General features: G+C 68.7%; 23 protein-coding genes. 7 read left to right on the plus strand and 16 right to left on the minus strand.

The annotated features are described in order from the left end of the window. Positions 1-13 precede the first annotated feature (13 nt). Both ASE12_RS04450 and ASE12_RS04455 read right to left on the minus strand, forming a co-directional pair. A complete protein-coding gene (locus ASE12_RS04450) occupies positions 14-1,906 on the minus strand; it encodes a hypothetical protein (RefSeq protein WP_056397441.1) in 1,893 nt (630 codons plus the stop codon). 67 nt (positions 1,907-1,973) lie between these two features. Continuing rightward, positions 1,974-3,923: an ATP-dependent DNA helicase gene (locus ASE12_RS04455; RefSeq protein ID WP_056397444.1), complete on the minus strand. Its 1,950-nt coding sequence runs from the start codon at positions 3,921-3,923 to the stop codon at positions 1,974-1,976. Between the two features lie 69 nt (positions 3,924-3,992). Here ASE12_RS04455 and ASE12_RS04460 point away from each other — a divergent pair, with 69 nt between their 5' ends. Continuing rightward, a complete protein-coding gene (locus tag ASE12_RS04460) occupies positions 3,993-4,484 on the plus strand; it encodes a GNAT family N-acetyltransferase (RefSeq protein WP_056397447.1) in 492 nt (163 codons plus the stop codon). Here the strand turns inward: ASE12_RS04460 and hflX are convergent. From hflX to miaA, 3 genes are all read right to left on the minus strand, one after another. Beyond that, a complete protein-coding gene (gene hflX, locus ASE12_RS04465; RefSeq protein WP_056397449.1) occupies positions 4,472-5,851 on the minus strand; it encodes a GTPase HflX in 1,380 nt (459 codons plus the stop codon). The two genes, ASE12_RS04460 and hflX, sit on opposite strands and share 13 nt — an antisense overlap. Continuing rightward, a complete protein-coding gene (gene dapF, locus ASE12_RS04470; RefSeq protein WP_056397452.1) occupies positions 5,848-6,666 on the minus strand; it encodes a diaminopimelate epimerase in 819 nt (272 codons plus the stop codon). The genes hflX and dapF overlap by 4 nt, the downstream gene beginning before the upstream one ends. Before the next feature lie 73 nt (positions 6,667-6,739). Continuing rightward, positions 6,740-7,654 (minus strand): tRNA (adenosine(37)-N6)-dimethylallyltransferase MiaA, encoded by a 915-nt coding sequence (miaA, locus tag ASE12_RS04475; protein WP_056397457.1) that lies wholly within the window; start codon positions 7,652-7,654, stop codon positions 6,740-6,742. Between the two features lie 78 nt (positions 7,655-7,732). On the opposite strand from miaA, the gene ASE12_RS04480 reads away from it, so the two are divergent. Next, positions 7,733-7,948 (plus strand): antitoxin, encoded by a 216-nt coding sequence (locus ASE12_RS04480; RefSeq protein ID WP_056214722.1) that lies wholly within the window; start codon positions 7,733-7,735, stop codon positions 7,946-7,948. Here ASE12_RS04480 and ASE12_RS04485 read toward each other — a convergent pair whose 3' ends face one another. Then, positions 7,949-8,599: a hypothetical protein gene (locus ASE12_RS04485; protein ID WP_235508839.1), complete on the minus strand. Its 651-nt coding sequence runs from the start codon at positions 8,597-8,599 to the stop codon at positions 7,949-7,951. 29 nt (positions 8,600-8,628) lie between these two features. Then, on the minus strand, positions 8,629-9,567 hold the full coding sequence (locus ASE12_RS04490) for a hypothetical protein (protein WP_056397461.1): 939 nt from the start codon (positions 9,565-9,567) through the stop codon (positions 8,629-8,631). Positions 9,568-9,635: 68 nt separating this feature from the next. Here ASE12_RS04490 and ASE12_RS04495 point away from each other — a divergent pair, with 68 nt between their 5' ends. Next, positions 9,636-10,229 (plus strand): hypothetical protein, encoded by a 594-nt coding sequence (locus ASE12_RS04495; RefSeq protein WP_056397464.1) that lies wholly within the window; start codon positions 9,636-9,638, stop codon positions 10,227-10,229. A 6-nt stretch (positions 10,230-10,235) separates the two neighbouring features. On the opposite strand, the gene ASE12_RS04500 is transcribed toward ASE12_RS04495, so the two are convergent. Continuing rightward, positions 10,236-10,790 (minus strand): HhH-GPD-type base excision DNA repair protein, encoded by a 555-nt coding sequence (locus tag ASE12_RS04500; protein WP_056397467.1) that lies wholly within the window; start codon positions 10,788-10,790, stop codon positions 10,236-10,238. A 37-nt stretch (positions 10,791-10,827) separates the two neighbouring features. After that, positions 10,828-11,460 carry a TetR/AcrR family transcriptional regulator gene (locus ASE12_RS04505; RefSeq protein ID WP_157412812.1) on the minus strand — a complete coding sequence of 211 codons (633 nt, stop codon included), beginning with the start codon at positions 11,458-11,460 and terminating at the stop codon, positions 10,828-10,830. A 58-nt stretch (positions 11,461-11,518) separates the two neighbouring features. On the opposite strand from ASE12_RS04505, the gene ASE12_RS04510 reads away from it, so the two are divergent. Both ASE12_RS04510 and ASE12_RS04515 read left to right on the plus strand, forming a co-directional pair. After that, complete coding sequence (locus tag ASE12_RS04510; protein ID WP_056397474.1) at positions 11,519-14,398, plus strand: MMPL family transporter; 2,880 nt, start codon at positions 11,519-11,521, stop codon at positions 14,396-14,398. Continuing rightward, positions 14,398-16,353 carry a YhgE/Pip domain-containing protein gene (locus ASE12_RS04515; protein WP_056397476.1) on the plus strand — a complete coding sequence of 652 codons (1,956 nt, stop codon included), beginning with the start codon at positions 14,398-14,400 and terminating at the stop codon, positions 16,351-16,353. Before ASE12_RS04510 ends, ASE12_RS04515 begins: the two co-directional genes overlap by 1 nt. Here the strand turns inward: ASE12_RS04515 and ASE12_RS04520 are convergent, their stop codons facing one another. The 5 genes from ASE12_RS04520 to miaB form a co-directional block, all read right to left on the minus strand. Continuing rightward, positions 16,354-16,914: a DinB family protein gene (locus tag ASE12_RS04520; RefSeq protein ID WP_056397479.1), complete on the minus strand. Its 561-nt coding sequence runs from the start codon at positions 16,912-16,914 to the stop codon at positions 16,354-16,356. Between the two features lie 77 nt (positions 16,915-16,991). After that, positions 16,992-18,614 (minus strand): alpha/beta fold hydrolase, encoded by a 1,623-nt coding sequence (locus ASE12_RS04525; RefSeq protein ID WP_056397483.1) that lies wholly within the window; start codon positions 18,612-18,614, stop codon positions 16,992-16,994. A gap of 128 nt (positions 18,615-18,742) precedes the next feature. Beyond that, complete coding sequence (locus tag ASE12_RS04530; protein WP_056397487.1) at positions 18,743-19,507, minus strand: glycoside hydrolase family 16 protein; 765 nt, start codon at positions 19,505-19,507, stop codon at positions 18,743-18,745. Positions 19,508-19,571: 64 nt separating this feature from the next. Further along, complete coding sequence (locus ASE12_RS04535; RefSeq protein ID WP_056397488.1) at positions 19,572-20,048, minus strand: GNAT family N-acetyltransferase; 477 nt, start codon at positions 20,046-20,048, stop codon at positions 19,572-19,574. After that, complete coding sequence (gene miaB, locus ASE12_RS04540; protein WP_056397490.1) at positions 20,036-21,499, minus strand: tRNA (N6-isopentenyl adenosine(37)-C2)-methylthiotransferase MiaB; 1,464 nt, start codon at positions 21,497-21,499, stop codon at positions 20,036-20,038. The genes ASE12_RS04535 and miaB overlap by 13 nt, the downstream gene beginning before the upstream one ends. 320 nt (positions 21,500-21,819) lie before the next feature. On the opposite strand from miaB, the gene ASE12_RS04545 reads away from it, so the two are divergent. Then, a complete protein-coding gene (locus tag ASE12_RS04545) occupies positions 21,820-22,122 on the plus strand; it encodes a hypothetical protein (protein WP_056397494.1) in 303 nt (100 codons plus the stop codon). A gap of 10 nt (positions 22,123-22,132) precedes the next feature. Here the strand turns inward: ASE12_RS04545 and ASE12_RS04550 are convergent, their stop codons facing one another. Then, positions 22,133-22,855, minus strand: a complete 723-nt coding sequence (locus tag ASE12_RS04550; RefSeq protein WP_056397497.1) for a GAF and ANTAR domain-containing protein — start codon at positions 22,853-22,855, stop codon at positions 22,133-22,135. An 83-nt stretch (positions 22,856-22,938) separates the two neighbouring features. Then, on the minus strand, positions 22,939-23,487 hold the full coding sequence (locus ASE12_RS04555) for a hypothetical protein (protein ID WP_056397501.1): 549 nt from the start codon (positions 23,485-23,487) through the stop codon (positions 22,939-22,941). Positions 23,488-23,616: 129 nt separating this feature from the next. On the opposite strand from ASE12_RS04555, the gene ASE12_RS04560 reads away from it, so the two are divergent. Beyond that, a complete protein-coding gene (locus ASE12_RS04560; protein WP_056397504.1) occupies positions 23,617-24,534 on the plus strand; it encodes an SPFH domain-containing protein in 918 nt (305 codons plus the stop codon). The last annotated feature ends 1 nt before the right edge of the window (position 24,535 follow it).

Here is a 24,535-nt window from a genome sequence, read left to right on the forward strand (position 1 = left end):
TCAGGCGCCGACCTCACCCCTTGAAGCGGAGGGTTCCGGCGTTGTAGCCGTGCCCACGTGTGACGGTGATCGAGTGCTTGCCGGTGAACGTACGGCCGATGCCGCGCCACGAGTCGGAGTTGACCGAGATCGTCCACTTGCCCGACGGCAGACCGGCGATGTAGAAGTTGCCGCTGCTGTCGGTGTAGTCGGTGCGGATCACGCGCTTGCCGTCGGAGGACGACAACCGGACCATCATCTCCTTGTTGGTGCGGCCACCCGAACGGCTGACGTGACCCTTGACGACGGCGCCCTGGGGGTTGGTCGCCATGTCGATCGAGTAGCTCTTGTCGTAGCCCGAGACCACCTTGGTCGAGTAGACGCCCGTGCCGTAGGCCTTGCAGTAGCCGCGGTACATCCAGCCCTTGTAGCCGCTCGGCGGAGTCTTGGGCTTGAAGCCCATGTCGTAGGACTTCTGGTACTCCGCGTATCGGCCGGACACCGTCTTCCAGCGCTCTGCTCCGCGGTCGGGACCGTTGAAGTAGGCCCGGTTGTCGGGGTAGCGGCTGGCGTACCAGTCCGAGCAACCCGTCTGACGGCCGACCTCGATCCAGAAGTTGCCCTGCCGGAGGTCGGTGAAGAGCCGTGAGTTGGAGCTGCCGGCCTGGAGCTCGGCGACCACGGGCGAGTCGAGGATCTGGACGCCCGGAACCTTCTCGCGGATCCGGATCCAGCGGTCGGACGCCGTCGGCTTGTAGGCCGAGGAGTACTTCGCCTTGACTGTCAGGTTGATGTTGCTGCTGCGGACCTGCTGGCTGCCGAGGTTCTTGACGCTGGCGAGCGTGATGAGGTTGGTCTTGGAGTAGGAGTAGTTGGTGGCGTCGTAGCAGCTGCCGTAGGGCGTGCTGTCCTTGCCGTACCAGACCTCGACCGACCCGCCGGGCGACTTGAGCCCGACCATGTAGCGGTTGTTGGTGCTCGAGGTCGCGGGCAGGAAGTCGACGCGGTAGTTGCCCAGGCCGTTGGCCGTGGTGTGCCCGAAGACGTCGCCGCAGCGCGGGTAGTCGAGCTCTCGGAGCGAGGTCGAGTTGCTCGAGTAGGACGGCGGCGGCGCGGCGACCGTGACCTGTGCGTTGGCGATCGCATCGCCGATGATCGAGGTGTAGTTGAAGTCGGCGCGATAGTCGTGCGACTTGCGTGCCTGCACGGGCGTGGCGTCGCGGAGGTAGCGACCGCCACCGGCGGCAGTGCCGTCGGCGCCGCGGTAGTACCACGACCTCGCCTCGTCATCCTTGTCGACGCCGCGGATCTTGACTCGGTAGGTGCTCGACGGCGAGTTGTTGGTGCCCAGCGCGACGTCGAAGGAGTAGCTGCCACCCTCGGTCACGTCGTCGGAGTCCACCAGCTGGGTGTTGCCGCCCTTGAGGACGCGGATCAGCTCGACTCGCAGGTCTGACATGTTGCCCGAGGCGCCGACCGCGTTGATGTTGCCGGAGATCTGCTGCTTGGCCAGCTTGGTCTCGGTGATGATGTCGGTGTAGGTCCGCGACTTGAGGTTGGACGGCGAGCTCTCGTTGATCCTGAGCCGTACGTTGCGGACGTCGCGGTAGTCGCCCCGGTCGACGCTGTTGGCGACGCTCCAGGGGTACATCGGCGCGGACTTGTGCATCAGGACCGTCACGTAGGCCGAGGAGCGGCCGCGCACGGCGTAGGACTTCTTGTAGGGCGTGCCCGAGTCGTCAGGGAAGCTCAGCGTGCCCCTGCACGTCTGGCTCGAGTAGCACGCAACGAGGACCTTGCCGGCGCCTGCGGTGCCGGACGGATAGATCGCGATGTTCTTGGTCCGGACCGACGCGTGATAGGTGGCCGCCTCGGCCGGCGACATCACCAACAGCCCGGCGACGAGCGCCGGGAGGGCGAGAAGCATGGCAAAGAGGCGCAGTTTCATGGAATCCCCGGGACGTCGACGGAAGGAGAGAATCTGCGACAGGTTATCAAACATCAAGGGCGCTCACCGCATTCGCCGCGTCGTCCAGACGGCGCAGGGCCGCCAGTGCGACCTCACGGTCGGTCGTACGCCACATGTCGGGCAGTGACGCCGCCAGGAACGATCCGTAGCGCGCCGTGACGATGCGGGGGTCGAGGATCGCGACGACGCCCTTGTCGGTGGCTCGCCGGATCAACCGGCCGGTGCCCTGCGCGAGCAGCAGGGCCGCGTGGCTGGCGGCGACGCTCATGAAGCCGTTGCCGCCCCGCTTCTCGACGAGCCGCTGGCGCGCACTCATCAGCGGATCGTCCGGCCTCGGGAACGGCACACGGTCGATGATGACGAGCTGGCAGGTGTCTCCGGGCAGGTCGACCCCTTGCCACAGGCTCAGCGTGCCGAACAGGCAGGTGCTGGGTGTCTCGGCGAAGCGGCGCGCCAGCTCGGGCAGCTGGGCGTCACCCTGGCACCAGATGTCGATGTCGGGCAGTCGGGTGCGGACCTCTTCGGCTGCCTTCTCGGCGGCGCGGCGTGAGGAGAACAGTCCGAGCGTACGTCCGCCGGCTGCCTCCACGAGCGCAGCGATCTCGGCGAGCTGCGCCTCCTCGAGCCCGTCACGTCCGGGCAGCGGCAGGTCGCGGGCGACGTAGAGCATGCCTTGCTTGCGGTAGTCGAACGGTGAGCCGACGTCGAGCGAGCTCCACGACTCGTCGCCGGGCACGAGGCCGAGCGAGCTGGCGACAGGGTCGAAGCCGCCGCCGAGCTTGAGCGTCGCGCTGGTCAACACGACGGTCTTGTCGGCGAAGAGCTTGTCGCGCAGGCTGGCCGACACGTCGATCGGGGCGATGTGGAGCTGCTTGTTGCCGCGGTTGTCGCTCATCCAGAGCACCTCGGTCTCGGCCTTGGCGGCCATGCGCTCGGCGATCTTGCGGATGTCGTCGACCATGCCGCGCGCCTGTTGTCGCGCAGCGTCGGGCTCGCCCTTGTCCTTGTCCTTGGGGAACGCGGAGAGGCAGTTGCGAGCGGCGTCGCGTACGAACGCCAGCACCTCTTGCAACGGCTGCGGCGGGTCGTCGATGCGGCCCTCGTCGGTGCGGGCCAGGACGTCGGCGAGCGCGTCGGAGGCGTCGGTGAGGTCGTCAGCCTCCTTGCCGTCGACCTGGGCGCGGGCTCGCCGTGCCGCCCGCTCGACCACGACCGGATCGAGCTCGTCGGTCGACGCCTGGGTCACGCGGGCGGCCAGCTCGTGCGCCTCGTCGACGATCACGGCGTCGTACTCAGGGAGCATCGGGACGCCGTCGATCGCGTCGATGGCCAGCAGGGCGTGGTTGGTGACGACCACCTGGGCGGTGTGGGCGTCCTCGCGGGCGCGCTCGGCGAAGCACTCGAGCGCGTGGGCGCACCGCGACGCCCCGAGGCACTCGCGGTGGTTGACGCTGACCTGGCGCCACGCACGCTCGGTGTGGGCCGGAGCCGAGTCGCGATCGGCCATGTGCCCGCCCTCGGCCTGCTCCTCGGCCCACTCACGCAGCTCGAGCACCTCGGCTCCCAGCGATCCCTCGGGTACGTCCACCAACGTGCCCTGGTCGTCGGGAGCACCCTCGCGGATGCGGTGCAGGCAGGCGTAGTTGCTGCGACCCTTGACGACGGCGTGGTGCGGGACGGTGTCGAGGGTCGCCCGCGCCGCATCCTTGAGCGCCGGGATGTCGCGCTCGACGAGCTGGTGCTGCAGATTGAGCGTCGCGGTCGCCACGACGACCCGCTTGCCGTGCAGCAGGCTCGGCACGAGGTAGCCGAGCGACTTGCCGGTGCCGGTGCCGGCCTGGACCAGCAGGTGCTCGCCGCTCTCGAGGGCGTGCTGCACCGCCTCGGCCATCTCGATCTGGCCCGGCCGGTCCTCTCCCCCGACGGCCTCGACCGCGGCATGCAGAACCGCGCGTACATCAGGAGTGGGGGCCATGGCGCAAGGCTAGTCGGGCAGGGACCCGACGCCGGGACCTGCATCCACAAGCGCGGTAGCGTCTCGGTCATGCCAGGGATCACGTTGCGGTCGGCGACCCGGGACGACGTCGAGGCGGTGGCCGGCGTCTGGCATCGCGGGTGGGCCGATGGCCATGCCGGGCACGTGCCGGACGGCCTCGCGGCACACCGCACGCTCGACCACTTCCGTGCGCTCGTGCCGTCGCGCATCCCCCTCACGACGGTCGCGGTCGCCGGCGGCGGCGTCGTCGGCTTCGTGACCGTGCACGACGACGAGGTCGAGCAGGTCTACGTCGATGCGTCGGCCCGGGGTTCGGGGACGGCCGCCTTGCTGCTCGATCGCGGCGAGCAGGTCGTCGGTGATTCGTACGACCGAGCGTGGCTCGCCGTCGTGCCCGGCAACGCACGCGCCCGCCGCTTCTATGAACGGCACGGCTGGGTCGACGCCGGCCCGTTCAGATACTCCGCCGAGACGGACGACGGTGCCTTCACCGTCCCCGCCCTGCGCTACGAGAAGGCTTTAGGCGCTCAGACCGTGTAGGGCTCGAGCTCGCTGGCCAGCTGACCGTGGACACGAGCGACGACGTGCGTGCCGTCGGACTCGTGGTCGAGCGACTCGATCTCACCTTGCGTGTGGATCTGGTTGAGCAGGTCGCCGCGGGCGTAGGGCAGCAGGACGTCGACGTGCGTCGCCGGCTGTGGCAGGTCGGCCTCGATCGCGCTGAGCAGCTCGTCGATGCCTTCGCCAGTGCGGGCGCTGACCAGGACGGCGTGTGGCTCGCGGGCCAGCAGGTTCTTGACCACCAGCGGATCGGCGGCGTCGGCCTTGTTGATCACGATGATCTCGGGGACGTCGAGCGCGTCGACATCGGCGAGCACGCTGCGTACGGCAGCGATCTGCCCGGCGGGATCAGGGTGCGATCCGTCGACGACGTGCAGGATGAGGTCGGACTCGGCGATCTCCTCCAGCGTCGAGCGGAAGGCCTCGACCAGCTGGTGCGGCAGGTTGCGGACGAACCCGACGGTGTCGGACATCGTGTAGACGCGGCCGTCGGAGGTCTGCGTACGACGGGTGGTCGGATCGAGCGTCGCGAACAGCGCGTCCTCGACCAGCACGCCGGCGTCGGTCAGCCGGTTGAGCAGGCTCGACTTGCCGGCGTTGGTGTAGCCGGCGATCGACACCGACGGGATCTCGTGGCGTTTGCGGTTGGCCTTCTTGGTCTCGCGGGCCTTGCCGAGCTCCTTGAGCTCACGGCGCAGCTTGGTCATCTTCATCTGGATGCGCCGGCGGTCGGTCTCGAGCTTGGTCTCACCGGGGCCACGGCCACCGATGCCCTCGCCGCCGGCGGCCTGGCCACCGGCCTGGCGCGAGAGGTTGCCACCCCAGCCGCGGAGGCGCTGGGTCTGGTACTGCAGCTGCGCCAGCTCGACCTGCGCCTTGCCCTCCTTGGACTTGGCGTGCTGGGCGAAGATGTCGAGGATCAGCGCGGTGCGGTCGACGACCTTGACCTTGCAGCGGTCCTCGAGGTTGCGCAGCTGGCTGGGCGCGAGCGCACCGTCGCAGATGATGGTGTCGGCGCCCGTGGCGACGACAGCGGCGCGCAGGTCCTCGACCTTGCCGCTGCCGATGTAGGTCGCAGGGTCGGGCTTCTGGCGGCGCTGGATCAGGGCGTCCAGCACCTCCGAGCCGGCGGTCTCGGCGAGCAGCTTGAGCTCGGCGAGCGAGTTGTCGGCGTCCTCAGCAGTGCCCTCGGTCCACACGCCGACGAGGACGACGCGCTCCAGGCGGAGCTGGCGATACTCGACCTCGGTGATGTCCTCGAGCTCGGTGCGCAGGTTGGCGACGCGTCGCAGCGAGTTGCGCTCCTCGAGCTCCAGGCCTTCGGTGTTGCCCATCTGTTCGGTCATGCAATCCAATCCATGGTGCCCTGCGCGACGATCTCGGCAGGGCCGGTGAGCACGATGTGGTTGTCGGCGTTCCAAGTGACGTGCAGCGTGCCGCCGGGCACGTCGACCCGGTAGGAGGTCGGCCGCTCGGCGCCGTCTGCCACGGCGGTGGCCACGGCGACGGCGCACGCGCCGGTGCCGCAGGAACGCGTCTCCCCCGAACCTCGCTCGTGCACACGCATCGCGACGTGGCGCTCGCCCTCGCGGACGACGAACTCGATGTTGACGCCTTCGGGATAGACCGACTCGTCGTAGTCAGGTTGTGTCAGCAGGCTGCCGGCGTCGTCCAGGTGGTCGACGAAGGCAACGGCGTGGGGGTTGCCTGTTGTAACCTCCTGCGCCTCCCAGGTGTTCCCGCCGGCGCTGACCTTGGAGACACCGAGCACCTCGGGTGTGCCCATGTCGACGCTGAACAGGTCGCCGGCGCGCGTGATGACCTTGTCGCCGCCGCGTGTGCCGACGACGATGGGCTCGGCCGGGTCGACGAGGCCCTCGGTGACGAGGTGCAGGGCGAACACCCGGATGCCGTTGCCGCACATCTCGCTGACCGAGCCGTCGGCGTTGCGGTAGTCCATGAACCACTCGCCGGCCGAGGGCTCGCCCAGCGCCTCGGTGCGGATCACGCGCATGACGCCGTCGGCGCCGATGCCGCGCCGGCGGTCGCAGAGAGCGGCCACGAAGGCACCCTCCAGCTCGCCGTGGATCGTGCCGTCATGGTCCGGGAGCAGCACGAAGTCGTTCTCCGTGCCGTGCCCCTTGAGCCATGGAAAAGTCATACGTTCCAGTCTAGTCGTCCGGGCGGACACGGCGTCCTTTCGACGGGCTCAACGACCGGTCCTCGGACGGACGTCACTCACCGATGACGGCCAACGCCCGGTCGAGAAGGTCCTCCGCGTCGTATGCGAGCCAATGGATCCTCGGGTCCTTGCGGAACAGCCGATCCTGCCGCCGCGCGAACTTCCGCGTCCCGGTCACAGTGGCCTCACGCGCCTCGTCCTCGGTCATCTCGCCGCGCAGGTGGGCGAGGATCTGCTGATAGCCGAGCGCCCGGCTCGCCGTGAACCCGTCCTCCAGGCCGACCTCACGCAGTGCACGGACCTCGTCGACGAATCCATCGGCCCACATCTGGTCGACCCGCGCCGCCAGGCGTACGTCCAGGACGGGCCGCGGCACGTCGAGACCGAGCATCGTCAGTCCGGCGAACACCGACTCGTACGCCGGCATCGTGGCGACGAACGGCTCCCCGGTGAGGTCGATGACCTCCAATGCACGTACGAGGCGGCGCTCGTTGGTGGGCAGGATCTGCGCCGCCGCCGCAGGATCGCGCTCGGCCAGCTCGGCGTGCAACGCCACGGCGCCACGGGCCGCGAGCTCGGACTTCCAGCGATCCCGGACCTCCGGGTCCGTGCCCGGGAAGTCGAGCCGATCGAGCACCGCACGGACGTACAGAGCGGACCCGCCCACGACGATCGGCGTGATGCCTCGTCGATGGCAGTCCGCGATCGCCGCCCGCGCCCAGGTCTGGAACTCGGCGACCGCGGCGGACTCGGTGACGTCGAGGACGTCGAACAGGTGGTGCGGTACGCCCGCGCGCTCGGCCACCGACGGCTTCGCGGTGCCGATGTCCATGCCGCGATAGAGCTGCATCGAGTCAGCGTTGACGATCTCGGCGTCGCCGAGTCGCGTGGCCAGTGCCACGGCCAACGACGACTTGCCGGACGCGGTGGGTCCCACGACGGCGACGACGCGTTCGGGCACAGACATGGGCAAAGTCTCGCAGTAGTGTGAGGAACCACGCGGGGGCGGCCGTCCCCCATTTCTCATGAGTCAAGGAGGGAAGCCATGGGTTTCCTCGACAAGTTCAAGAAGCAGGCGCCGCAGCTCAAGGAAAAGGCAGCTGACCTCGCCAAGAGCCAGAACGACAAGATCGACGCCGGCATCGACAAGGCCGCCGACGCGGTCAACAAGGCCACCAAGGGCAAGTACGAGGACAAGATCGACGCTGCGGCCGACAAGGCACAGGACGGCGTCGACAAGCTCGCCGAGGACGGCAAGTAGCTAGCTGAGCACCCAGTCGGCGACCCAGTAGCCGACGCCGAAGGGCGCCATGTCGACGCGCAGACGCGCGACGATGTCGGCGCCCTTCGTCAGCTCTCCGAGTGTTCGCAGGGCCGGCACGCCGGCCGCCCACAGCTCGACTCCGAGCTGCGGGTCGAGCCCCGCCAGGGCGTCGGCGTCGCCGGCAGCCAGAGCAGCGGCGATCCGCGTGTCGTGCTCCTCGGCCCGGTCGTCGAGGAATCCCGGTGCCGTCGACGAACGCTTCGCGCTGCCGTCGGCCATCACGAGCAGCGCCGCCCCGTCGACGTCGGGCACACCGGTCGAGTACGTACGCGGGCCCGCCCATCCTGCGCGGTCCAGCAACCATGCCCCGACGGCGAGGCTGAGCGGCAGCTGCGCTCCCGGTCCGCCGACGTGGAGATCCACGCCGTACGGCGCGAACGTCCCGCCGGCGGTCTCATCGAGGTCGGCTGCCAGCTCACCGGTGCCGAGCACCACGATGCGCCCTGGCGCCTGTGCGATCAGGCCGGCCACGGCTGCGTCGCAGGCGGCCCGCAACTCAGCAAGGTCGTCCGCGGCACCCGACGCGACCTCCGGAACGAGCATCGGCGGGTGCGGGCACACGGCCACGGCCTGCGGATGTCCGGTCACGTCGCGAGCGTAGTCGAGCCCGTCAGCGGCTACGACGGGCAGCCGATCTCCTTCTTGACGTACTTCACGAGGTCGATCGCCTCTGCGCGGCTCGACGGCTTCGGCTTCTCGTACGTGATGGGCGACCTGAGCTCGGAGGCGTCCGCCGAGAGGAGGCAGCCGTCGTCGCCGAAGACCACGATCTGGCTGCGGTCGAACACGGCCGGGTCTCCGTCGACCTCTGTCCGGTCATCCGGATCGCTGTCCGCCAGCCCCATGAAGTTGAACCCGCGGTCACCGGCGGCAGCGGCGAGCACGAGGTGGCGGGCGCCTCCGACGTAGTGGCACGAGACTCCACGCTTGGTCGCGCGTCCTCGGGCCACGATGGTCTCACCGACCGTGTCCTCGACCTTCGAGTCCGACGTCTGAGGGCAGGCCTTCGGCAAGCGGATCGCGGCAGGGCGCTCATCGGTCAGGTTGGAGACGATCTCCTTGGCCAGCGCGATCAGGCGTTCACGGCTGATCTCCGGGTCATAGCTGTCGTCGAACTCGCTGTCGACGATGACTTCCTGACCGTGTGCGGTCGCCGCGATGCGGACACCCTTGTAGGTGTTGGTGCCGATCACGGCCTTGTCGCCCACACCCGTCAGCGGCTCGGGTGGTTCTCCGTACGGCCCCTCGGTCAGCTGCTCGGCGGTGGGGCCCTCGGGGATGGCGCGGACGGCGAACCCCACCTCGACCTCCCGGATGATCCGGCACTCGACGTACGTCTCGGCATCGAACATCAGGTCTTCCGTCGGCGCCGCCTGCTCGTCCTCGGACGCGGCCTGGAGCTCGGAGACGGTCCTGTCCGAGACGAGGCCGCACACGTCGAGCCCCTTGTCGCCGACCATCGCGGTCGGGTCGCCGTCGTCGCCTCCGCTGCCCCCGCCGCACGCCGTGGCCGAGATGGCCAGGATCAGGATTGCTCCAACCGAACCGATGCGCATGTGTCCCCCGAGACGTGGTGTCTGCCGATTGTCGCAGGTCCGCCGCTCAGCCATGACACGATGGAGCCGTGTTCGACTCCCGGGGACTGCCTGACTACCCGCCCCCGCACAACGCCTGGCAGTTCCCGCCACCGAAGGTGTCGCCCGGCTGGAAGTGGGTCGCGATCGCTGCCTCGGTCCTCGGCCTGATCGCCGGTACGAGCCTGTTCGTCGTGATCTTCTCGGTCGGCTCATCAGGCATGGAGGGCGTGATCGACGACCCCGACCTCATCTCGGTCATCGAGGACGAGTGCGACGCCATGACGAACACGGTCACCGCGCTGCCGATCCACGGCAGTCCCCGCCGGCAGGCCCAGTCGATCCTCAGGCAGAACGTCGCCGTGGTCGACATGGTGCACGACATTCGCGACCAGGCACGGGACCTGCTGACGAGCGACCCTCCGAGCGAGGACTGGCTGAGGGACTGGGACCGGCTCGTCGAAGCGCGCAGGACGTACGCCGACGCACTCGTCGACGGGGAGGCCGGGACGTTCGACGTGCCGACCGACAGCCGCGGCAAGGAGATCACCGAACGCATGAACGACGCCTTCATCGACGACTCGACCTGCCACGTGCCCGACGTGCTGGTCGACCTCGACCCTGGTGACGGATCGGACGCCTGAACGGGCTCAGGCCTTGGCGGCAGCCTTCTTGGCCTGCTTGAACGCACGCACCTTGGCCAGCGAGTCAGGGTCGACGACGTCGGCGACCGAGCGATAGCCCTTCTTGCCGTAGTCGCCCACGACCGTGGTCCAGCCGGCAGGCTTGACGCCGAGCTGCTTGGCGACGAGAGCCGTGAAGATCTTGGCCTTCTGCTCGCCGAACCCGGGCAGGGCGAGGAGCCGCTTCATGAGCGCCTCACCCGTGCGCGCCTCGGTCCAGATGCGTGACGCGTCGCCGTCGTACTCATCCGCAACGACCCTGGCCAGCGCCTGCAGCCGTCCGGCCATCGACCGGCCGTAGCGGTGGATCGCCGGCGGCGTCGCGCAGAGGTCGGCGAACGCCTCAGGGTCGGCGATCGCCGACGGGTCGAGCGTGCCGAACCGGTCCAGGACCTTCGCCGGGCCGGCGAAAGCGCGCTCCATCGGGAACTGCTGGTCGAGCAGCATGCCGGCGAGCAGGGCGAACGAGTCGTTGGTCAGGACCTCGTCGGCGTGCTGGTCCTGGGCGATGCGGATGGCCATGACGCCATCCTCGCACCTGCGGCTCGAGGCGTCACCGTCACTCGAGGGGCTGGGTGACCGAGAGCATCACGAGCGGGATCGTCACGCGCAGCAGGTCGAGGTCGAGCGGGCGGCGCTCGATCAGCGCCTCGCGGAGCGCCGTGTCGTACGTGCCCATGATGATCGCCGACGCATGGCTCGCATGGACCGTCAGCTGCAGTCCGAGGTCGCGCAGCACCGCGACCATGATCGCCTCGAACTGGGCCCTGACCTCGCGCCACGCATCGTTGAACTCACGGCCTACGGCGTCGTCGCGTACGCCACGCAGCTCGAACTCCGCGTGCACCAGGTACCACTCGCGGTCCGGCGGCTGCAGCTTGAAGAACCGGTCCATGATCACGCCGACCGCCTCGACTGGGTCCATGCCCGCGTACGACTGGGGGTCGGCCGCCTCACGCAGGATCGCCATCATCAGCTCGCGCTCGCGGCGAAACAGCGCCAGCACGAGGTCGTCCTTGCTGGTGAAGTTGGAGTAGAAGGCGCCGCGGGTGAAACCGGCCTCGTCGCAGATGCGCTCGACCGACGCGCCCTGGATGCCCTCGGCCGCGAGGACCGCCCGCGCAGCGTCGAGCAGGCGCTCGCGGGTGGCAGCGCGGGAACGGGGTGTGGCGGGTGCCATGTCACGTGTCACGCAACACACCCTACTCGATACATTGCTGTATTGAATACAGAAGTGTATCGTCAATTTCGTGTCGACCTCCCTGTACGCCCTGGGCCGCTGGGCCTTCCGCCACCACCGTCGCGTGCTCGCCGGCTGGGTCGCGATCCTCGTGGTCGCGGGTGCGGCCGCTCTCGGTCTCGGATCTGGCACACAGAACTCGTTCGACATCCCCGGCACCGAGTCGCAGGACGCGATCGACTCCCTCGGGCGTACGTTCCCCGAGCTCAGCGGGGCGGCCGCCTACGTCGTCGTGGTGGCGCCGAAGGGGCACACGGTCGACGACGACAGGACCAAGAAGCTCGTCGGCGACGCCATCACGGGGATGAAGAAGGTCGACGGGGTGAGCGAGGTCGTCTCGCCCTACTCCGAGCAGACCGCCATCGGCATCTCCAAGGACCGCACCGCAGCCCAGGTCCAGGTGCAGTTCGACCGCGAGCTGACGGCCGTCACCGACGACGAGCGCTCCGAGCTCGTGGACACCGGCAAGGCCTTGCGCGACGCGGGCTACACCGCGTCGTTCGGCGGCGACGTCTTCGCCAACACCGGACCGCAGCTGTCGATCATCGAGGTCATCGGCGTCGTCATCGCGTTCATCGTGCTCTACCTCATGTTCCGCTCGCTGCGCGCTGCCGTCATCCCGATCGTCACGGCCCTCCTCGGCGTGCTCGTGACGAGTGCGTTGACCATCGCGGCGACCGGCTTCATGACGATCTCGGCGACCGCTCCCCTGCTGGCGCTGATGATCGGCCTGGCGGTCGGCATCGACTACGCGCTGTTCATCGTGTCGCGGCACCGCGAACAGCTCGCTGAAGGCCTCGACCCCGAGGAAGCGGCCGCCCGCTCGGTCGCCACGGCAGGCTCGGCTGTCGTGTTCGCCGGACTGACCGTGATCATCGCGCTCCTCGGTTTGGCGATCGCCCGCATCCCGTTCCTCACCGTCATGGGGGTCGTCGCCGCGCTGTCGGTCGTCGTCGCCGTCGCCGTCGCGCTGACCGTCCTGCCGGCGATGCTCGGTCGCGCCGGCACGAAGCTCACGCCCAGCACGGACCATCCGCCTGGAGGCTTCTCCCGCCGCTGGGTCGCGGTCACGACCCGATTCCCCCTGATTGCCATCTCGATCGTCGTCGTGGGCCTCGGGGTCGTCGCGATCCCGGCCCACGCCCTGCAGCTGGCCCTGCCGGACAACGGCTCCGCCCCGATCGGCAGCACGCAGCGCGAGGCGTACGACCTGGTCGACGAGCACTTCGGGCCGGGCTACAACGGGCCGCTCCTTGTCAGCGTCGACATCATCTCGACCACCGACCCGCTTGGCGTCGTCGACGACATCGAGAGCGACCTGCGCCGCATGAAGGGCGTCGACGCGATCGGCCTCGCGACCCCCAACCGTACGGCCGACACCGGCATCATCCAGGTCATCCCGTCGACGGGCGCAACCGACGAGCGCACCACCGACCTCGTGCGCGAGATCCGCGATCACGAGCCGCAGTGGAAGAAGCAGCACGGTGTCGACGTCTCGGTCACAGGCCTGACGGCCGGCGGCATCGACGTGTCCCAACGCCTCCAGGACGCGCTGCTGCCGTTCGGGCTGGTCGTCGTCGGCCTCTCGGTGCTGCTCCTGCTGATCGTGTTCCGCTCGCTGGTCGTGCCGCTGAAGGCGACGCTGGGGTTCATCCTGTCGACCGGTGCGTCGTTCGGCGCCGTGGTCGCGGTGTTCCAGTGGGGCTGGCTGTCGTCTGCCGTGCACGTGGAGCAGACCGGACCGCTCATCAGCTTCCTGCCGATCATCCTCATGGCGGTGCTGTTCGGCCTGTCGATGGACTACGAGGTGTTCCTCATGTCGCGGATGAAGGAGGAGTACGTCCGTACGGACGACCCCCATCGCGCGATCGCCGACGGGTTCGTCGGCAGCTCGCGCGTCGTCACGGCGGCCGCCGTCATCATGCTCGCGGTGTTCGCCGCGTTCGTGCCCGAAGGTGACCCGAGCATCAGGCCGGTGGCGTTCGCCCTGGCGATCGGCGTGTTCGTCGACGCCTTCCTCATCCGCATGCTGTTCGCACCGGCGGTGCTCGAGCTGTTCGGCCGGCGGTCCTGGACGCTTCCGGCGTGGCTCGACGCGCGGCTGCCGCACGTCGACGTCGAGGGCGAGGGCCTGCACCGGCGCGTCCAGCTCCAGGCGTGGCCGCGGGAGCACTCCAGCGCAGCCATCACCGCGGCCGGCGTCACCGCTGCCGGCCCCGAAGGCACGATCTTCAACGACGTGTGGGTCGAGGTCGAGGCCGGCGACTGGCTCGTCGTCCACGGGCCGAGCGGCTCGGGCAAGACGGCGCTGCTGCTCACCCTCGCCGGTCGCATGGCGTTCGACTCGGGCCGGCTGCGCGTCGCCGGTCACCTGCTGCCGCAGGAGGCCTCGGCCGTACGTCATGCCGTGGCCCTCGCCGAGCTGCCGGGTGTCAACGACCTCGAGGACAACCTCACGATCGACCAGCACATCGCCGAGCGGCTGTCGATCCGCTCGTTCGGGCTCTGGGTCTCCCGCAGCCGCATCACGCCGGTCCTCGCCGAGCTCAACCACGCCCTCGAGCGAGCGCACGAGGAGGCCGGCCTGGCGTACGACCCGCTGCCGGGCTCGACGATCGTGTCGACCCTGACCCGGCTCGAGCGCAAGATGCTCGGCGTCGTGCTCGCGCTGACCGAGGACCCGCAGATCGTGGTGGTCGACGACGTCGACGACCTGCGTGCGGCCGAGGACATCGAGCTGCTCTGGTCCGCGCTCGCCTGGCTGCTCGAGGAACGCACCGTCACCCTCGTCGCCAGCGTCCAGTCCGCGTCGTCCGCCCCTGAACCGACCAACCGGCTCCATCACCTGGAGCTGGACACCTCCCGCACCCTCCGCGAGTTGATGCTCTGATGATCCCGTCCCCGACCCTCCCCTGGTTCGAGCTCGCCCGGTTCCGCCGCAGCCGGCTGACCCGCGCGGCCGTCATCGCCGTGATGATGGTGCCGCTGTTCTACGGAGCCCTCTACGTGTGGGCCAACATCAACCCGACCGGCCATCTCGACCACGTACGTGCGGCCGTCGTCAACGAGGACAAGGTCGTCGAGATCACGGGGCGTGACGGCAAGAAGCAGCCCGTCGCGGTCGGCCGGCAGCTCGCCGGCAACCTCGTGAGCAACGACGACAAGGACAACTACGACTGGGTCCTGACCGACGCCAAGGACGCTCAGCGGGGCCTGGCCAACGGCCACTACAAGGCCGTCCTGACCATCCCGCCGACCCTGTCGAAGGCAGCCACGTCGACGAGCGGCGACCCGGCCGAGGCGGTGCAGGGCAAGCTCGACCTCAGGACGAACGACGCGGTCAACTACATCAACGGCACGGTCGCCCAGTCGATCCTGCGGGCTGCCAAGGGCGCGCTCAACGCGCAGGTCACCGAGACGTATCTCGACAACGTCTACCTGAGCTTCTCCGACATCAAGATGGCGTTGTCCGACGCCGCCGACGGCGCCGCCAAGCTGTCGGACGGGGCCGGCAAGCTCGCCACCGGAGCGAGCGACCTCGCCGACGGCAACCGACAACTCGCTGACGGCGCGAGCCGGCTCGATTCCGGTGCCCGGCAGCTCTCCAACGGACTGTCGCAGCTCGACTCCCGTACGTCCGCCCTGCCGGGCCAGACTCGCCAGCTCGCTGACGGAGCGAAGCAGGTCTCCGGTGGCGTCGCGCAGATCAACGCGCTCGTGCAGGGCTTCGCGTCGCAGGTGAAGGGCTCGACCGCCCAGTTGGTCAGCACCCTCCGCAATGCGGCGGAGCAGTGCCGCGCGGCAGCCGAGCCGGATCCGCCGCTGTGCGCCCAGCTCGATGCCGCCGCGGACCGAGCGGGCGCGCTCGCCTCGCAGGCCGACGGCTATGCCGGGCAGACGCAGAAGCTGGCTGACGGTGCGGCGCAGGTGGCCGCCGGCAACGCCAAGCTGGCCAATGCCGTGCCACAGCTCGTGGACGCGATCGGACAGGCCTCCGGCGGTGCCAAGCAGCTCGCAAGCGGCACGTCGCAGCTCGGCGACGGCGCCTCGGATGCCGCCAAGGGGGCCGACCAGCTGTCAGGCGGCGCGGACCAGCTGTCGGCCGGTGCGCTCAAGCTCGTCAACGGGCTCGACGACGGCAGCAAGCAGGTGCCGGACTACGACAAGTCCGAGCGCGAGAAGCTCGCACGTACGGCCGCGACGCCGATCACGGATGCCCCTGAGCGGGTCAACCCGGTCAAGAACTACGGAGAAGCGCTTGCGCCGTACTTCATGGCGCTTGCGCTGTGGGTCGGGGCGATGGCGATCTACCTGCTGCTCCGGCCGCTGTCGTCGCGCGCGATCGCCTCGACGACCGGCAGCATTCGTACTGCCCTCGCCGGCTACGTGCCGGGCGTCGTGCTGTCGTTCGTGCAGGTCGTGCTGCTGCTGGCGGTGCTGCTCGGCGTGCTCAAGATCGATGCGGCGAACCCTCCTCTCCTGCTCGGCGTCGCGCTCGCCACCGGCGCGGTGTTCACCGCGATCAACCAGATGTTCGTCGCGTTGTTCGGCGGGGCCGGCCGGTTCGCGGCACTGGTGTTCGTGTGCCTGCAGCTCACGGCGGCCGGCGGGACGTACCCCATCGAGACCGCTCCCCCGTTCTTCAACGTGCTGCACGGCCTGATGCCCATGACGTACGCGGTGCACGGCTTCCGCGCGGCGACGGCCGGCGGCGGGACCGGCGTCATGACCGACTTCGTGGTGCTCGCGCTGTTCACGGTGCTGGCGCTGTCGGTCACGGTGGTCGCGGCCCGGAGACGGCAGACCGTCACGATGACGCGGCTGCACCCGACGCTGCTGGTGTAGTCAGTCGCGGAACGTGTCGGCGGCCGCCTGGATGCGCTGCACGTAGGTCGACCAGTCCGTGTCGCTCGTCGCGGTGTCGGAGCCCGTGCTGCCGTCGATCAGCTCGCGCAGGATGTCGGCGTGGCCGGCGTGCTGCGCCGTGTCGGTGAGGACCCACACCATCAGGTAGCCCAGCGTGGTGTCGGGCGACGGCCAGTGGGGCACCCGGCCGGGGGTCGTGATGTCGAGCGCCTCGATCGTGGCGTCGCTGTGCGCACATGCCCGGTGGTAGAGGCCGAGGATGTCGTCGCTCGACTCGTCGGCCTTGGCCCACATGTCGGCGCCCTCCCACACCGTGCCGTCCTCGTTCCACGGAAGGGTGTCGGGCGGGGTCCGGTCGAACGAGTCGCCGAAGTAGACGTGCTCCACCCCGACCAGGTGCTTGATCATGCCGAGCAGGTTGGTGCCGGTCGGCGTCATCGGCCGACGCATGTCGTAGTCGCTGATCCCCTCGACCTTGGCCAGCATCACGGCTCGGCTCGCCTTGAGCTTGGCGTGCAGGTCGTCCTTGATCCCCGTCATGCGTCCCATCCTGCCCCCGGCGTACGACAACGGGCCGCCCCGATCACTCGGGACGGCCCGTCGTCAGTCGTACGACCCTAGGGCCGCAGCGCCATCTTCTGCGCGTCCATCCGAAGCTTCTCGGTCTTGGACTGGGCGCTCTTCTTGCTCAGTGCCGCACTCGGATCCGGCTTGGCCGGAGCGGTGCAGTACTTGTCGGAGACGTTGCCGGCCTTGCGGTGCGGCCGCGACCCGTTGTAGAGGAACCGCGAGATCGTGTCGTCGATGCACGCGAGCCCGTTGAGCGAGTTGGAGTGCGTCGTGCCACCCAGCGTCGTCACGAGTGCCGCGTTCGGGAACCGCTTGCGGACCTCAACACTGCCCGGGTAGGGCGTCGCCGCATCGTCGGACTCGCTCAGCATCAGCAGCTTGGTCGGGTTGCCCGACTTGATCGTCTGCAGCGTGCGCGACGGTGCCGGCCAGTGACGGCAGGGCTCGTTGTACCAGGCGTTGGCCCAGGTCTCGAACGGCGCCTTCGCGTGGATCGCGTCGTTGTCGGCCCGCCACGTCGCCCAGCTCTTGGGCCATGCGGTGTCGGTGCACTGGACGCCGTCGTAGACCGCGTAGCCGTTGTCGTCGCCGAGACCGCTCTCGTCGAGGTAGGCGTCACTGAGCTTCTGGAGGTCGTGTCCGTGGATGTAGCTGTCGAACACATCTGCGAGGTCGAGCCACGTGGACTGGTAGTAGCCGGCGTAGAGGAACGAGTCGTTCCACTCGCTGCCACCGATCAAGCCGTCGGGACCGTCAGCCGGGTGCTGGTAGAGGTCTTCCTGCGTGTCGTACCAGAGCTTGCTGACCTTGGCCCCTGTGTCACCGAGGTGGTAGAAGCTGTCGTGAGAGGCGATCCAGCTGAACCAGGTCTGGATGTTCTTGTCGAACGCGACGTCCTGGTCGAGGTTGTCCTTGTACCAGACACCGCGCGGGTCGACCGTGCCGTCGAACACGGCGCGACGCAGGTGCGTCGGGTAGCGCGTCGCATAGACCTGGCCGAGGTAGGTGCCGTAGGAGAACCCGTAGTAGTTGATCTGCGAGACGCCGAGGGCGGACCGGATGGCGTCCATGTCCTTGGCCGAGTCGATCGTCGTGAGGTGGCTGAGGATCGCGCCGTTGTTCTTGTCGCAGTCGTCCGTGTAGCCGTTGGTCAGGCCCTTCCAGGCCGTCTCGATGCTCTTGGAGGTCGGCACGTAGCGCGGCCGGTTGAAGGCGAAGTAGTCGTTGTCGCACGACACGGCCGGCTCACTCGCACCGACGCCGCGGGGGTCGAAACCGATCCAGTCGTACGCACCGCCGACGTTCTTGGTGCCGTAGTCCGGGACGTACTGACCGAGCACGGCCAGCCCGAGGCCGGAGCCACCGGGGCCGCCGGGGTTGACCAGCATGACGCCTTGGTACTGGCTCGAGGGCACGGTGTGCTTGATCCGTGAGATCGCGAGCTTGATCTTGGTGCCTGACGGCTTGGACCAGTCGAGCGGCACCGAGATCTTGGCGCACTGGCCGCCGGCGTCCTGGAGCCGCTTGCTGGCACACGTGCCCCATTTGATCGATGATGCCGAGGTCGCGGTCTCCGCGGTGGCAGTTTTCGCCTGTGCCACCGTCGGCACCACAAGCGTCAGCACGGTGAGCGAGATCGCCGCTCCCGCGCATAGCAGGGTCTTGCGCATGTATCCCCCCAAATAAGGAAGCTGCTCGGTCGAGCAGAAGTTTCCTCATCCTGCTCCCCATCGTTGTCTTCCGCAACGGTCTTTGTGTGTCGTTTGTGAAACGGTCTGACGACGGGGAGCCGTGGCGTTCAGCGCAGCGGTTGCCAGCGCACCTCGTCGACGGCCAGCAGGGGCACGTGCGATGCCGCGTCAGCGGGTCCTTGGGGGAAGTCGAACACGGCGACCATCAGCTGCATCGGGTAGTCCGGTGCCTGCCGGCTCGTCCGCGTCACCCGGCCGTCCAGCAGGAAGTCGACCCCGTCAGGCCGCCACTCCACGGCGTACGTGTGGGGCTCGCTCACGTCGACGGGCTGCTCTTCGGCGGAGAACTCCTCGACGAGCGTGGGGTCACGGAACGGGTGCAACCCGGTGCCGATGTCGGCCGAACCGTTCGAGGTGATCGTGTCGCCGAACACCTCGAACACGCAGATCTCTCCGCACCGCCCGGGGCTGTCCTCGAGGCCGACCATCCAGACCGAGGCCATCGACGTCTCCGACAGCTCCATCCGCGCCCGCACCTCGACGCGCCCGTAATGCGGCGTCCAGCCCCACCACGCGGGCTGCTGCTCGCGTACGACCTGATCGGGCAGGAAGGGCTGCTGACCGATCGGGCTGCCGACCGGTCCTGAGAACACGCCCGACTGGACGCCCGACACCCGCAGGGGCTTGTCGTGCGTGTCAGGGCACCACAGCCCTTGGTCGACCGGGATGGTCAGGCGCAGCTCGGAGTCGACCACCTCGTACGTCGCTGCGGACGCGGCTCGTGAGCTCCATTGCGGGAGGTAGTGCGGCAGCCAGAGCCGAGTGTCGAGGGCGTTGCCGTCGAACGTCTCAACCCGTGAATCTGCTGCCATTGCCGTCCTTTCGTCGCGTGCCGCAGTCTAGGGCCCGGCGCTGACAACCATCGAATCTACTGACTCAGCGCTGCATCATGATGACGGTGGCGCCGCTGTCGGGATCCGGCTCGCTGATGCCGTTCGGCGCGAAGCCGTGCCGCCGATAGAACGCATGCGCTCGCGGGTTGGCCTCGTACACCCAGAGGAACGCCGAGGCCCCGCCGATCGACCGCTGCAGGAGCGTGTCCGCCAAGCCGCTCCCCCGCTGGTCCGCCGAGACGTAGAGGCTCTTGAGCTCGAGCCCACTGATGTCGAGCCAGCTGCCGTCGCCCCAGCTGACGACACCGACGATGCGGTCGCCGTCCTCGGCCACGACGATGTCGCGCTCACTGCCGAGGATGCGGTCGGCCCAGCGGCGCTGGCGCTCGTCGGGGCCGGTCGAGTCGAGGTAGATCTGCGGGACCACACCCACGTACGCCTCACGCCAGCACACCGTCTGGAACTCGGCGATCGCCCGAGAGTCGTCCAGGTCAGGCGTGCGGAAGGTCAGATCGCGCATGCCTCGGCCGGCGGCAACGGCGCCGGCACACCGAGGGTCGGCATGCCGAGGCCGACGGAGCGGACCTCGGTCCTGCCCTGGCGCGACTCCCACGCGTCGCCGGCAGGCGTACGCCTGAAAGAGATCGGTGCGTCGTCGCTGACCAGGTGGTGCGGCGCGGCATAGGTGATGCGGACCTCGACCATGTCGCCCGGGCGTACGGCGTGGTCGCCCGGCACGAAGTGCACCAGCCGGTTGTCCCTGGCACGGCCCGTGAGTCGGTGGGTCGCACCGTCCTTCTTGCCCTCGTGGTCGGCAACGAGCAGCTCGACGACCTGGCCCTCCTGCTTGCGCGCCTCGTCCCACGCCACCTCGTTGACGACCTCGATGAGCCGGTCGTAGCGCTCCTGCACGACAGCCTTGGGCAGCTGGTCTGGCAGGTCCGCGGCCGGCGTGCCGGGGCGCTGGGAGTACTGGAACGTGAACGCGCTGGTGAATCGCGCCTTGCGGACGACCTCCATCGTCTGCAGGAAGTCCTCCTCGGTCTCGCCGGGGAACCCCACGATGATGTCGGTGGTGATCGCCGCGTCAGGCATCGCCGCGCGTACGCGATCGATGATGCCCAGGAACTTCTCCTGGCGGTACGACCGGCGCATCGCCTTGAGCACGCGGTCGGAGCCCGACTGCAACGGCATGTGCAGCTGCGGCATGACGTTGGGCGTCTCGGCCATCGCGGCGATGACGTCGTCGGTGAAGTCTTTGGGGTGCGGGCTGGTGAACCGTACGCGCTCGAGCCCCTCGATCTCGCCGCACGCCCGCAGCAGCTTGCCGAATGCCTGGCGGTCGCCGAACTCCACGCCGTACGAGTTGACGTTCTGGCCCAGCAGCGTCACCTCGACGACGCCGTCGGCGACGAGAGCCTCGATCTCGGCGAGGATCTCGCCCGGACGGCGGTCCTTCTCCGTGCCGCGGAGGCTCGGGACGATGCAGAACGTGCAGGTGTTGTTGCAGCCGACGCTGATCGAGACCCAGGCGGCGAACACCGAGTCGCGCTTGGTCGGCAGCGTCGACGGGAACACCTCGAGCGACTCGAGGATCTCGACCTGCGACTCCTCGGCGATGCGGGCGCGCTCGAGCAGGACCGGCAGCGAGCCGATGTTGTGAGTGCCGAACACGACATCGACGTATGGTGCGCGCTTGGTGATCGTGTCGCGGTCCTTCTGCGCCAGACAGCCGCCGACGGCGATCTGCATGCCGGGGTTCTGCTCCTTGACCGACGCGATGTGGCCGAGGTTGCCGTAGAGCTTGTTGTCGGCGTTCTCGCGCACGGCGCACGTGTTGAACACGACCAGGTCGGGCCTGCCCTCCTCCGCCTTCGAATAGCCGGCGGTCTCCAGCAGTCCCGACAGCCGTTCGCTGTCGTGCACGTTCATCTGGCAGCCGTACGTGCGCACTTCATAGGTCTTCGTCATGACTGGTCAATCGTACGTGCCGGCTGACACGTCGAGACCCGGAGATGGCCGGTGCCGCTCACTCCGACGGCACGAGGGCGCGACGATCAGTGCGCGCGACGCACCGCGCGCGAGAGCACGTACGGGACGAGGGCCAGAACGACCCCGACAGCAATGAGAACCACGCTCACGTCACGCCTCCGTTCATCCCTCCGGATGCGGAGTACCCCGAGATGACAGACGGAATCGCAGCCGCGCGACCACGGTTTGGCGCCCACCTCCGCGGGTAGTCCTCACGTCGAGCCCCAGGCTCACCATCAGCGAGACAGAGAGGGCCATGCATGTCCGCCAACGAACCGCTCGACCCGCAGCGCCGGCACGACGACGGAGACACCCGCGACCTCGGTGACCTGAGGGTCTCGACGGGCAACCAGTCGGCGTACCTCACGATCGAGATGATCCTGTACGTCCTGGCTGTGCTCGGCGTCTTCATCACGTCGGCGATCATCGACGAGGACGGTCCCGGGCCCGGCTTCAGCGCCGCGCAGGCCTGGTTCTACGTCACGCTCCTGACCGTCGGGTTCCTCGTCAGCCGCGGGCTGGCCAAGATCAACTGGCGCGGAGGCAACAGCCGCACGTTCTGACGTACGCGGCTCACACCGGCGCGGGCTGGGCCTCGGCTGCGCCGCCCGTGTCCACGGCGGGCAGCACGCGGGTCTCGACCAGTTGGTGACAGAGCGCCTTGAGCTTGATGTTGTGGTGCTGCGAGTAGCGCCGCAAGGTCGAGAACGCACGATCGGCGTCGATCTCGAAGCGCTCCATCAGCACGCCCTGCGCCTGACCGATCACCGTGCGGGTCTCGAGGGCCTCGCGCAGGCCCTCCTCGCTGCGGGCATAGCCCAACGCCAGAGCCCCTTGGCGTGCGAACAGCGCGGCCAGCGCGATGTCCTCAGGGCTGAAGGTGGCCTCTGACGTGCCGTAGAGGTTGAGCGCACCGATCCGGCGGCCGCGCGCGTGCAGCTCGGCCGAGAGGACGCTGTTGAACCCCAAGGCGCTGGCCTTGGGACCCCAGTCCGGCCACCGCTCGTCGGTCGCAAGGTAGGCCGAGACGACGATCTTGGAGTCCGCCGCGGCGTCGACGCAGGGTCCCTGCCGCAGCTCGTACTGGATCCGGTCGGCCTCGATCACCGACTCGTCGGTCGCCCCGACCGTCGTGAACGCCCGGCCGCCGGACTTCACGAGGGTGATGCCGCCGTACGTGGTGTCGATCGACTCGACCGCGAAGGCCACGATCTGCTCGATCGTCTCGGTGACGCCTTCGACGTCGGCCAAGGACTCGGCGAGGCTCGCGAACACCTGTGGATCGTCGATCGGCATGCGGCACCTCCGTCAGCGCGCCGCGATCGCAGTGCACCTTCGCAGCATAGGCCTGCGCAGGGGCGCCGGCGGAGGAACGCGAGCTAGCCGACGATTCGCTGGACGAGTCCCTTGTTGACTTCCGAGGCCCGCTCCTGCTCGCCGGCGAACGCGCTGATGACGACCAACGCCCCGGTGACTGCCGGCACGGCCCACTGCAGCATGCGGAGCTGGCGCTGCGCGGCCGCGACCTCAGGCGGCGTCGCTGCCGCCGGTTCGGTGCCGGACTCCGCCGGCACGCGGGTCTGTTCGGAGACCTTGCGCCCGAGGACGCGGCTGTAGGCCGTGACGCCCAGCGCCCCCGCGGTCAACGCGGTCTTGAGCAGCGCCATCGAGGCCACACCCTTCTGGGCGTGGAGACGGCCCATGTTGCCCTGGATCTGGCCGATGCTGCCGACCAGGTGCGCGCCGATCGCAGCAGCGTTGACGGGCGTCCAGCGATCCCAGCCGACGTTCGCGACGGCGCCGGTGTCGGAGTCGCCGTGGGCGGCCGAAGCGGCCGGGTTGAGCGCGACGGCGTTGGCGAGCGTGCCGCCGAACCAGGCGGCGAGTCCAAGGTCGTGCAGTGAGCGGGATACGGTGTCGCGGGTCATCGATGCTCCTCAGGTCGGGACTCATGACATACCCGCGGTACGCCGGCGCCAAACCCTCTCTCGTACCGGGTGCCGTCGGACCGACTGTCTCCTAGGCTCAGCCCAGGAGGGTCACCATCTAGGAGCACCATGGCATCCACGTTCGTCCTCACGATCTTCTTCCTGCTCGTCGCGGTCGGCCTGCTCGTGGCCAGGCCGCGTACGGCGCAGGCCCCCACGCTCCAGCGCTCGTTGACGCTGTCGGCGATCGCGGCGTTCGGCTTGACCGCGCTGCTGCTGATCTTCTCGGTCTTCACGGTCGTGCCGACGCGGGACATCGGCATCGTGACGAGCTTCGGCAAGCCCGTCGGCAACCTCGACAACGGCATCCACGCCAAGCTGCCGTGGGAGAAGGTCAAGACGCTCGACGGCGCGATCCAGACCGACTCGTACCTCGAGAAGAACGACGAGGGCTGCACCGACATCCGCATCGGCAACGAGTCGACCGCCTGCGTCGACAACTCCATCCGCTGGCGCACCAAGCTCGATGCCGGCGAGGCGCTCTACAAGGACTACCGCGACATGGACAACATCCGGAAGTCGTTGGTCACCCGCGAGCTCACCGCGGCCCTCAACGAGGTGCTGTCGGACTACAACCCGCTGAGCCAGATCCAGGACGACGACAAGAACCCGGCCAACCCCAACCTCAACGAGTTCTCCCGTGAGGTTGCCGACCGCCTCCGCGAGCAGGTCGGCGACCAGATCGAGGTCAAGAACGTCATCATCCCGTTGATCCACTTCGACAAGCCGACGCAGAACAAGATCAACCTCTACCAGGCCGAGGTCGCCAACACGCGTATCGCGACGCAGCGCGAGCAGACGGCGATCGCCCAGGCCCGCGCCAACGAGCGGCTGAGCAAGTCGGTCAGCAAGGACCCGAACGTGCTGGTCAGCCAGTGCCTGGACACCCTCAACGAGATGGTCAAGGAGAACCAGAAGATCCCGATCGGGTTCAGCTGCTGGCCAGGTGGCAGCGCGACGTCGGTCGTGCTCCCCAAGGCGGAATGAG

Source organism: Aeromicrobium sp. Root236 (assembly GCF_001428805.1).
Taxonomy (GTDB): Bacteria; Actinomycetota; Actinomycetes; order Propionibacteriales; family Nocardioidaceae; genus Aeromicrobium.